An 11,204-nucleotide genomic window follows, 5' to 3' on the forward strand; every position below is an offset into this window, starting at 1 on the left:
CCATCCCATGATGTGATGCTTTTTATTCCAATTTCAAGCAATTTATTTACTAAGCGTGTAGAAACAAAGAGTTCACCGATTATCCCATTGCTAAAAGCTATTAGTCAGCCCTTTAATTTTTGCTATGCTCAAGTGATAAATTTATTCATTGATCAAGTTAGGTTCAATTTGAATGAGCATTGAAAATGCAGCAATCCATATCGTAAAGCCTTCCACTTCCACGCATGGCAGATCTGAGAAAGATCGGAGTCTAGGAAAATCACGTTTTCATTTTGAACCTAAAACAGTGATGCAGCATTTGCGTAAACATATTATTGGGCAAGAAAAAGCATTAGATGAAATATCGAAAATGTTGCATGTGGTTAAAGCTGATTTTTCTCCACCCGATAAACCGCTTTCGGTCACGCTGATGCTTGGCCCAACTGGTGTAGGGAAAACTGAAACTGTACGATTAATTGCGGAAGCCATTTATGGACAAGCCGATGCCTTTTGTCGCATTGATATGAATACTTTGGCACAAGAGCATTATACAGCAGCCATCACAGGCGCACCGCCTGGCTATGTCGGTTCAAAAGAAGGTCATAGCCTCTTTGATGAAACTGCAATTGCTGGTTCACATACCCGTCCAGGCATTGTACTTTTTGATGAGTTAGAAAAAGCTTCTACCGAAGTAATTCGTGGCTTGATGAATATTCTAGAAACAGGAAAGCTGACCTTAACCGCAGGGACAAAAACCATAGATTTTAGAAACTGTATGATCTTTATGACCAGTAATATTGGTGCACAGGCAGCACAGCAATATTTGGAGAAAATACAGTTTTTACCAAAAAAAATACAGGACATCTGCCTCAAACGCATACCAACACAGACCATTATTGAAAAAGTCATGTATCGTAAATTTGATCCTGAATTTCTCAATCGGATTGATCGAACTTTGCATTATCAAGCAGTACAATCAGATGCTTTACCACGATTGGTTGAGATCGAACTGGAAAAGCTTAATCAGCGTTTACTACATCAAAAACGAACTGTTCATTTAACAAATGCTGCCAAAGCCTATTTTTATCAAGATCATGATATTCGTTTTGGCGCACGGCATTTAGCACGGAAAATCAGGACTGAACTTGAGCCAGTTTTAGCCATTTATTTTTTAAATCATCCTGAAAATAATGACATCAGGATTGATTACCACAATGCTGAATTTCACGTTTTATAAAAGCTTGGAAACTCAGGAAATACTTTTTCTCACTGATCATTTAGAATAATTCGTATTTACTAGCTCATAAAATTTTTGTGGATTTCTCGGTGAAACCAATATTTGTTTAGACTTTCCATCTTTCAAATATTCTATTTTAAACCGCTTCAAAGACAATGCAGGCGATACATCCAAATGATCTGTTGGGCTGACTTTTTGAATATCATCCAATTGAATCACCCATTTAAAGATAAGAGTATGAATCGTTAAAGTCCGATCTTTAATCACATAACGTGTCGTCAACAACGGCAACCAAAGCAAAATCACAGTCAAAATATACACGGTAGTATGCTCAGGATATTCCTGCATTGTTCCTTTGGCATACATGGTGACTAGAAGCTGAATGAGCAAACCAGACATCGCAACAATAAAGCCAAAAACCCACCAATCAATTTTGCTTCGAAATGTTTGCATCTCTATCAACCCATGTATATTTCACATGATTCTAACCAAAACCCATAATTATTTCATGGATTTATTGCTTTATTTTTCCTTAGTGTGAATACACAAATTCAAGGCATAAAAAAACGCCCTTTCGAGCGTTTAGATATTTCAATACAATCAAAACAACTTTTGAAAGAATGCCATGATTTGTGACATATAAGGTCGAATAAAAATCAAGAAGAATAGACCTAACATGATGAACCACTTCAAGAAGTAGTACAGTTGACGATTCTTCTGCTTCAATGCTTTGGCTTTAATACGGAATTGGTAAACATAACCAAAAACCTTATTTAAACCGCCAGTTTGGTCACCTGCTTCATTCGGAGAACTTGCCGCAGTCATGACCTTTCGACCGAACCAATGATTAAAACGTTCCATAAATTTAGCTTTTAATGGTCGTTCTACATCGGCAAAGAAAATAATACGGTTTTGGTCTGTGGTATTTTCAGCATAGTGAATATAAGTTTCATCAAATACCACACTTTCACCATCACGCCATGAATAACGCTGACCATCCACATCAATAAAACAACGATCATCATTTGGCGTTAATAAACCCAAGTGATAACGCAATGAACCTGCATAAGGGTCTCTGTGACGGACTAAACGACTATCAGGTGCAAGCTCAGTAAACATCGCAGCTTTAATGGTCGGTAATGTTTTTAACAATTCAGTGGTTTTTGGGCAAAGTTCTGCCGCTGAAGGATGCGCTGAGTCATACCATTTCAGATAAAAACGCTTCCAGCCTGTTTTAAAAAACGAGTTAAAGCCCAGATCATCATAGCTACTAGATGCTTTAATCCCACCTTTGGCATAAAGTGCTTTCGCTTCATCACGAATCATTTCCCAGTTTTCATCCAACACTTTTAAGTCTTTAAAATGTTGAGTGTCAATATAGGGTTGATTCGGCACTTTAGAAAACATGTACATCAAGAAATTGATGGGTGCGAGTATCGTAGAATGGTCAAAGAACTGACGATAAAACGAATGACGCACTTTACCGCGATTTTGGATATACAATGCAGACATCACAAAAATCGCCAATATGATCCATTTAATCATACAGCACTCATTTCATTAGTAAGGGTAATCGAGCAATAAAGGATTGCTAATGCAATGAAAATCTCAATCAATGAGACTATCAATGGTAAATCTTAACAAAAATAGTACGTAAAATGCCAATCGTAAAAAGAAATCACCTTATATAAAACTCACTTGAAAATGCTGTGTTCTTTTGGATTGATACAATCAATTGACCAAAATGACTAAAAACTTATTTTTTATTCATACTTAAAATGCTTTTTAATAACCTAAATATTTCCTTTATTTTATGAAAAAACTTAAATTAAACATTTGCTTTGCTTCATTTCTAGAATTTCATGCACATACTGTTTAATCCAGAACAAGTTTTTGCAACAAAAAAATTGATGACCCTTGCGTCACGGCTTGATACAACTTGTTAGGTTCTTTTTAGATATAGTTATCGTAAGATTAGAGAAGTCGAAATGTGTGCGGGAATTGCACACACACTTCAGAACATCAACTTAGAAGTCCTCCAAAAAAGGAGATCAGGGCATGATCCACGCTGGCAATGCCATTACCGTCCAAATGCTTTCGGACGGAATCGCAGAATTCCGCTTTGACTTACAAGGTGAGTCGGTTAACAAATTCAACCGTGCAACGATTGAAGACTTTAAAGCTGCCATTGAAGCTGTAAAAAATAACAGCGAAGTGAAAGGCTTAATCGTTACATCTGGTAAATCAACATTCATCGTTGGTGCAGACATCACTGAATTCGGTGACAATTTCAAACAAGGCGAAAGCGCAATTGTAGAATGGGCAATGCCTGTTCATGAAATTTTCAACTCATTTGAAGATTTAGAAGTTCCTAAAGTTGCAGCGATCAATGGTATTGCGCTGGGCGGCGGTTTTGAAATGTGCTTGGTGTGTGACTACCGTGTCATGTCAGAAGCTGCAACAGTTGGTCTGCCAGAAGTTAAACTGGGCATCATCCCTGGCTTCGGTGGTACAGTCCGTTTAAGCCGTGTGATCGGTATCGACAATGCAGTTGAGTGGATTGCTACTTCTGCAAACAAAAAACCTGCTGCTGCACTGAAAGATGGTGCTGTAGATGCGGTTGTTGCTGCAGACAAATTACAGGACGCTGCGATTGACCTTGTTAAACAGGCAATCTCGGGTCGTCTGAACTGGAAAGCAAAACGTCAGGAAAAATTAGAGCCTGTTAAGTTAGACATGCTTGAACAGATGATGGCGTTTAACTCGTCTAAAGGCGTGGTTCTTGCCAAAGCAAACCCTGCTCAATACCCTGCGCCAAAACTTCTTCTTGATTCACTTCAAGCGGGTGTTAGCCAAGGTCGTGATGCTGCGTTGAAAATTGAAGCTGAAGCATTTGCTAAAGCTGCGATTACCCCACAAGCAGGTGCATTGATCGGTTTATTCATCAATGACCAGGTTGTGAAAAAAGCATCTAAGAAACATGAAAAAGGTGCGCACCCTGTTAACCAAGCAGCTGTTTTAGGTGCGGGTATCATGGGTGGCGGTATTGCTTACCAGGCGGCAAGCAAAGGCACACCAATCATCATGAAAGATATTGGTAATCCACAACTTGCTTTGGGTATGTCTGAAGCAAATGGCTTGTTAACCAAACAGGTTGAACGCAAACGCATGACTCCTGCGAAAATGGGTGAAACCCTTGCTCGCATCCGTCCAACTTTAAGCTATGACGAATTCAAAGAAGTCGACATCGTGATTGAAGCTGTGACTGAAAATCCAAAAATCAAAGAAGCTGTATTACGTGATACTGAAGCAAAAGTTCGTGAGAATACGATCATTGCATCAAACACGTCTACGATTTCAATCACACGTCTTGCAAATGCATTAGAGCGTCCTGAAAACTTCGTCGGTATGCACTTCTTTAACCCAGTTCACATGATGCCATTGGTAGAAGTGATCCGTGGTGAAAAAACTTCTGAAGAAGCGATTGCAACGACTGTAGTTCTTGCTCAGAAAATGGGTAAAACACCAATCGTTGTAAATGACTGCCCAGGTTTCCTTGTAAACCGTGTATTGTTCCCTTACTTCGGTGCATTTGACCTGTTACTTAAAGACGGTGCTGACTTCCAGCAAGTTGATAAAGTAATGGAAAAATTCGGCTGGCCTATGGGTCCTGCATACCTGATCGACGTTGTTGGTATCGACACAGGTGTACACGGCGCAGAAGTGATGGCGGAAGGTTTCCCTGACCGTATGAAGCCTGATTATAAAGGCGCGATCGAAATCATGTACGAAAACAAACGTCTTGGTCAGAAAAATGACGTTGGTTTCTACAAGTATGAACTTGATCGTAAAGGTAAAAAAGCCAAAGTGGTTGATCCAGCTGCATACGAGCTTGTTGCATCTATGGCAACGACTGAAAAGCACGAGTTTGATGCTCAGGAAATCATTGACCGTATGATGCTGACGTTCTGTAACGAAACTGTTCGTTGCTTAGAAGACAACATCGTTTCTACTGCGTCTGAAGCAGATATGGCAATGATCATGGGTGTAGGTTTCCCTCCATTCCGTGGTGGTCCATGCCGTTACATCGACCAGACAGGTGTTGCTGAATACGTTGCACTTTGTGACAAATATGCACACTTAGGTAAGGCTTATGAAGCGCCACAAATGTTGCGTGACATGGCTGCTAACAACAAAAAATTCTACGGTTAAGGAGCGACGTGAATGGCTACTTTAAATCCGCGTGACGTTGTCATCGTTGATGGCGTACGTTCTGCAATGGGTAAAACCAAAAACGGTATGTTCCGCAATGTACGTGCTGACAGCTTATCTGCTGAATTGGTTCGTGCTTTAGTTGCTCGTAACCAGTTTGATGTCAATGAAGTTGAAGATGTGATCTGGGGCTGTGTGAACCAGACTTTAGAGCAAGGTATGAACATTGCTCGTAACATCGTGCTGTTAGCTGATCTTCCTAAAACTGTTGGTGGTCAAACGGTTAACCGTCTTTGCGGTTCGTCTATGCAGTCGATCCACACTGCTGCGGCACAAATTGCAACCAACCAAGGTGATATTTTCATCATCGGTGGTGTTGAGCACATGGGTCACGTCGGTATGATGCACGGCATCGACCTAAACCCTGAAGCATCTAAGCACTATGCAAAAGCGTCTAACATGATGGGCTTAACCGCTGAAATGTTAGGTCGTATGAATGGTATCTCTCGTGATGAACAAGATGCGTTCGGTGTTGAATCTCACCGTCGTGCATGGGCTGCAACTCAGGAAGGTCGTTTCAAAAATGAAATCGTTGGTGTTGAAGGTCATGATGCAAATGGCTTCAAACAACTTTGCGATATCGATGAAGTGATCCGTGCCGATGCTAACCTTGAAGCGTTCAAAGCGTTACGTCCTGTATTTGATCCGAAAGGCGGTACAGTAACTGCTGCGACTTCTTCAGCTTTGTCTGATGGTGCATCTGCAATGTTGCTCATGTCTGCTGAACGTGCTCAAGCGCTTGGTCTTAAGCCTCGTGCTGTCATCCGCTCTATGGCGATTGCAGGCTGTGATGCAGCGATCATGGGTTATGGTCCAGTTCCTGCAACTCAAAAAGCGCTTAAACGTGCTGGTTTGAGTATGAATGATATCCAAACCATCGAGTTAAATGAAGCGTTTGCTGCTCAAGGTCTTTCTGTAATGAAAGGTTTGAACATCTATGACAAGCAAGACATCATTAACTTGAACGGTGGTGCGATTGCATTGGGTCACCCATTGGGTTGTTCTGGTGCGCGTATCACGACTACTCTGTTAAACGTTATGGAACAGCAGGATACGCAAATCGGTCTTGCGACCATGTGTATCGGTCTTGGTCAAGGTATCGCAACAATTATCGAACGTGTTTAAGTTTTAAATACGTGAAAAGAACCCCGCTTAGTGCGGGGTTTTTTAATTAGAGTTAATGGTATTTTGTTTAGACGTATCAGGTTTTTCTTGAATATCAAATTTATCGCTTGTAAGAATATGGAGACCTAAGAAAAATGTAATAAAGAAAAATCCTGTCAGTATGCCCCATCTAATCTCATCTAATTTCTTATAATCTTTACTTTGTACACTATTAATCCAGCTAGTTAGAAGAATCACTAAAGATATTAAAGAACACATTAATACCCCAACTGTAAAACTTACTAGAATAATACTAGTCCTTCCTGAGGATAATAACTCTGAAGCAGCCTTAACAACACTAATCCCACCAAAAACAGTAATAATGATAGTTGCAAAAATACCTAAAATTGTTATGAATTGGATAGTTAGGTCATTTGTCTCTTGTTTTACTTGTTTAGCCTCATCTAATGCTTGTTGAGCAAATTTATTATTATCTTCAACAGCAACTTTAATTTCTTCTGCAGAAGAAATAGCTTCTTGTGCCCGTCGACTACCATCCGATGCTAAATGTGCTGTTTTTTCAACTTCATTTTTTGCTTCTAATGCAGCATTTAATGCTAGTTGAGCATCTCGACTACCTGATTCTGCTAAGTTATATGCAGATTCAACATTAGCTACCATTTCAGTAATGGTTTCATTTGCTTGATTAAGATTTTCACTTATAGCATAGGCTTTCTCTTCTGCAACTCGTACATTTTCTAATATGAAAATTTTTTGAATATGAGCCAGTTCAATATGGCTTACTAACTTTCTATAGCAGCCAATAATATGCTTAATACAAAGTATAGGAAGTTGATTATCTCTATCTTCTAGCTCGAATGAATCAAAAATATGGCAAATATCATCAGGTACTCCTTTTTTAAGGATATATTCTCTGATTTTTTTCTCTACAGCACCTTGAAGGTCATTAAGCTCACTTTTATTAACTCGGCTATCATTAATAAATACAACCTCAGTGATTCTCCCATAAGGGATATCATAAAAAGTTTCCCCTGAATCTGTAACAATGTAAGCAGCAACTAATTTTAGAAAATCAGCAACTAATAAAATAATAGCTTTATTATCTTCAAAAGTTACAGAGGGGTCTAAATGAACTTTAATACAATTTTCTAAACTCATATGATATTTCTAGCATCCTTAAGTTCAGACGTATTGTATTCTAGAGTGCGATCGCCTTCTTTAATTAATGATTCATAATTAAACCAAGCAGGTTCTTTATGAGTCATATTAACCAATTCAAAAGCATCTTTTTGAATTAAAGCATCTACAACTTTTCGCGCAATTGAGCATTCAAGTTCATGACATACTTCAAAATAAGCACCGTCAAACTCCTCAATTTCAAAATCAAAATCTGATTCATCATGAGGATTGTTTATGTATTTAATAGTTGGTATTGTCGAGGTAATAGGTCTTCCACCAAAATTTTTGAACTCATGATAAACAGATGGAAATACTGGTCCTAATTTCCATTTCCCAATAACTTCATTAAAAGAATTATCTAAAATATTTTTTTTGAATAATGTTGTGGTTACATAGTACAAAATTTTCTGTAGTTTGAGATTTGTCAGATCCGAATCTGTATGCTCTGAGTTTGCATACCATACTATGTAATTTGCCATATCTAAAGCTTTCATCAGATAGACCTCCTTCGTTTCTTAACAAAAAAATTTAAAATATTTTATTAACTCTATTATCATCATATAAATTAGCTTGTATACAAACTTCTTAAAGTAAACGACAAGTAATGTCTCTTAAATTTCTAAATGCTTAAAATAAAGTGTATGTTTTCAAATTCGTTTTAACATTGTAAATTACTAAAAAATTTTAGAATTCTAACTTTACAACGGTTCACTTACTTTTGCACCAATAATATTGAAAAATTCTTTTTAATCAACTTTCTAACATTATATTCTAAATATAGAACTAAGATGTTTTTTATACTTTACTATGTATTAGCTTTCATAAAAACTCTTAAATCCCCCCTGAATAATAATAAAAAACTAAGTGAAAGCATTAATATACAACAAAAAAGCCAATCATCTGATTGGCTTTTCAACATCATATTCAGCTTAACGCTTATTCGTCGGCAAATTATTTTGCCACTTATTATCACCCATCATCAAATTCAAACGATCTGTATCTATATTCAATTTAAACGAACCATTTTTAACAGCCTCAATCGCTTGATCACGTGTAAGCCCCATCGAAACAGGTTGCAACATTGTCATCAAACCAGACGTCGGGTCAGAAGACTGTAATCCAGTTGCAACTGCCAAAACATATTCCTGCATCATTGGGCTTAAACCGCTCATATCTATCTGCGGTGCTTTCGGTTGAACATTCACTATATTGGCATTATCACCAATCACATAATTTTGAATATCTTGCTCACTTTTAATTATTTTTTTCTGCAAAGCTTTACGGACATTTTTATCTTCTTGCAAAGGTGCCATTTTGACTTCTTCATCACGCAACTCAGCATCTGCCATCACTTTAATGGTTGGCAAAGTTGTGACTTCTTCAGCTTGAACACTGGTTAAAAAAATAGAACTCAGTGTAGTTACAAGTATCGAAGCTTTGATAAAGTTCATACATTTCACCTGTAAAAATGGATCGTCATATCATGGATAACAATATGATCGAGTAAAAATAAATTGGGTATAAAATAGGCTACAGCAAACCACGTTTTGATTCATCAAAACTTAGATAAACGGTAAATCCCATAGCATTAATTTATCAAATGATGATAAATACATAGATGTTTACCATAAAAAGCCTATTTATTTAAAAGTTTATAACTCATCTGCCAAAACCTCCGCATTTTGCTCTTTCTTGGAGTTGATTTGGCTATTGAGCTTTAACACATCCTGATAAAGCTGATTAAACTGTTTCACTTGTACATCTTCTTTAAACAGAATTTGATTGCCCTGCTTTTTCCATTCATGAGTTTTTAACAGTTCAAACATTTTTTCAGCTTTGGCTAAAATCTGTAATTCATTTAAAATCAAAGCATTTTCAGGATCAACTTTTGCATTTTGCTGTAATTTATCCAACAAAGGTTGTTTTAGATCTTTGCGCAAATCCAATTGCTTTAATTGTTGCAATGCCTGTTGTTTATTTTGTGTATTATTTTGCTGATACTGTTGCATGGCTTGACGTACCGTGCTCAACATTTGCGTAGTTTCTGCATAATTTTGCTTTCGATCTAGATCAAGTCGATTTACATCTAAAAACTGATCCCATTTGGCAGCAGCCAATTGATTTAAATAAGCATTTCGAGTATCGACATTCCGTACCCAATAAGCCAATAAAAACTCAGATAGCGTTTTATAGTCACCTTTTAAACGTGCATCCTGAATATCAATCTGAACCGATTTAGAGCGATCTTGAGCTTGCTCAGAAAGTTGACGCATTTTTTCTGTCATCACAAAATCGAATGCTTGGCGATTGGCTTCCTCATTTTTAATCGAAGTATGGTCATAGTAAAGAAAGCCACCGATGGCTAAGAGAATCACCAAAACAAGGCTTATCACAATCAGCAACGTTCGTCGCATTCTCTCACTCCACATATCATCGTTCATATCTCAAAATATATATGAAATTATAAAAAACTGTATGTTATTTATCCATATTAGCGATAAATACCTATGACTCCACAACAGTAAATCCATTTTCTATTCAAAAAGTCCCTTTAAATTTCTCTCCAACAACCCCATCATTGTTCATTATTCGATTTTAGAGATTTCCCATGCGTGTAGATATTTGGTCAGATGTGGTGTGCCCTTTTTGCTATATCGGTAAAAAACGTTTTGAAGCTGCTGCTGAACAAGTCGGTGTTGAACTCGAAGTACATTGGCACAGCTTTGAACTTGATCCAGAAGCACCTGTACGCCAAGAAGTGTCTAACTCTGAACGTTTAGCACAAAAATATGGTCGTACCATTGCTGAAGTTGAAGAAATGCAACGTAATATCGCAGCGATGGCAAAAGAAGAAGGCATTGAGTTTAATTGGGAAAATGCCAATTCTGGCAATACCTTTAACGCGCATCGTATTATTCACCTTGCACAAAGCAAAGGTTTAGGTTCAGAAGCCAAAGAAGCATTTTTCTATAGCTATATGACGCAAGGTTTACCGATTGGTGAACGTGAAACAATTGAAGATGTTGCTGCACGTATTGGTTTAAATCCTGTTGAAGTGGATGATGTACTTAATTCTGAAGAATTTGCTGATTTTGTGAAGTTTGATGAAGAAGTGGCGCATGATCAACTCAAAGTGACTGGCGTTCCATTCTTTGTATTTGATCAACGTGTGGCTTTGGCAGGTGCGCAACCACGTGAGGTTTTTGTTCAAGTGATGCAAAAAGCCCTTGAATCAGCCAATGATGTTGAAGTTGAGCAACCAGATGCTCCAACGTGTAATGATGAATCTTGCGAAGTGCCGAATAAATAAATCTGAATGACACAATAATCAAATCACGAACAGGTGAAATGCTCGCAAGAATTTTACCTAATTTGATCAATTACAATTTTATTGAGATTCAACTTAAAAGTT

General features: G+C 37.7%; 10 protein-coding genes. 4 read left to right on the plus strand and 6 right to left on the minus strand.

Annotated features, from left to right (window positions below):
- Positions 1–172 precede the first annotated feature (172 nt).
- Positions 173–1,216: an AAA family ATPase gene (locus EXE10_RS02770; protein ID WP_130112271.1), complete on the plus strand. Its 1,044-nt coding sequence runs from the start codon at positions 173–175 to the stop codon at positions 1,214–1,216.
- A gap of 36 nt (positions 1,217–1,252) precedes the next feature.
- Here EXE10_RS02770 and EXE10_RS02775 read toward each other — a convergent pair whose 3' ends face one another.
- A complete protein-coding gene (locus tag EXE10_RS02775; protein ID WP_130112272.1) occupies positions 1,253–1,669 on the minus strand; it encodes a PH domain-containing protein in 417 nt (138 codons plus the stop codon).
- A gap of 147 nt (positions 1,670–1,816) precedes the next feature.
- The gene (gene lpxO / locus EXE10_RS02780) at positions 1,817–2,761 is read right to left on the minus strand and encodes a lipid A hydroxylase LpxO (RefSeq protein WP_068973889.1); all 945 of its coding nucleotides are present in this window, start codon (positions 2,759–2,761) and stop codon (positions 1,817–1,819) included.
- Positions 2,762–3,274: 513 nt separating this feature from the next.
- On the opposite strand from lpxO, the gene fadB reads away from it, so the two are divergent.
- Together fadB and fadA are read left to right on the plus strand one after the other, a co-directional pair.
- Positions 3,275–5,428 carry a fatty acid oxidation complex subunit alpha FadB gene (gene fadB / locus EXE10_RS02785; RefSeq protein WP_130112273.1) on the plus strand — a complete coding sequence of 718 codons (2,154 nt, stop codon included), beginning with the start codon at positions 3,275–3,277 and terminating at the stop codon, positions 5,426–5,428.
- Between the two features lie 12 nt (positions 5,429–5,440).
- A complete protein-coding gene (fadA, locus tag EXE10_RS02790) occupies positions 5,441–6,613 on the plus strand; it encodes an acetyl-CoA C-acyltransferase FadA (RefSeq protein ID WP_087512598.1) in 1,173 nt (390 codons plus the stop codon).
- 42 nt (positions 6,614–6,655) lie between these two features.
- Here fadA and EXE10_RS02795 read toward each other — a convergent pair whose 3' ends face one another.
- The 4 genes from EXE10_RS02795 to EXE10_RS02810 form a co-directional block, all read right to left on the minus strand.
- Positions 6,656–7,771: a hypothetical protein gene (locus EXE10_RS02795; protein WP_130112274.1), complete on the minus strand. Its 1,116-nt coding sequence runs from the start codon at positions 7,769–7,771 to the stop codon at positions 6,656–6,658.
- Positions 7,768–8,286, minus strand: a complete 519-nt coding sequence (locus EXE10_RS02800; protein WP_130112275.1) for a Panacea domain-containing protein — start codon at positions 8,284–8,286, stop codon at positions 7,768–7,770. Before EXE10_RS02800 ends, EXE10_RS02795 begins: the two co-directional genes overlap by 4 nt.
- A 435-nt stretch (positions 8,287–8,721) precedes the next feature.
- Entirely contained in the window at positions 8,722–9,243 is a 522-nt protein-coding gene (locus EXE10_RS02805) for a hypothetical protein (RefSeq protein WP_130112276.1), read from the minus strand.
- Between the two features lie 201 nt (positions 9,244–9,444).
- Positions 9,445–10,206: a hypothetical protein gene (locus EXE10_RS02810; protein WP_130112277.1), complete on the minus strand. Its 762-nt coding sequence runs from the start codon at positions 10,204–10,206 to the stop codon at positions 9,445–9,447.
- 194 nt (positions 10,207–10,400) lie between these two features.
- On the opposite strand from EXE10_RS02810, the gene EXE10_RS02815 reads away from it, so the two are divergent.
- Positions 10,401–11,102, plus strand: a complete 702-nt coding sequence (locus EXE10_RS02815; protein ID WP_130112278.1) for a DsbA family oxidoreductase — start codon at positions 10,401–10,403, stop codon at positions 11,100–11,102.
- Positions 11,103–11,204 lie beyond the last annotated feature (102 nt).

The organism is Acinetobacter sp. WCHAc060033, assembly GCF_004209125.1.
GTDB classification, from domain to species: Bacteria; Pseudomonadota; Gammaproteobacteria; order Pseudomonadales; family Moraxellaceae; genus Acinetobacter; species Acinetobacter wuhouensis.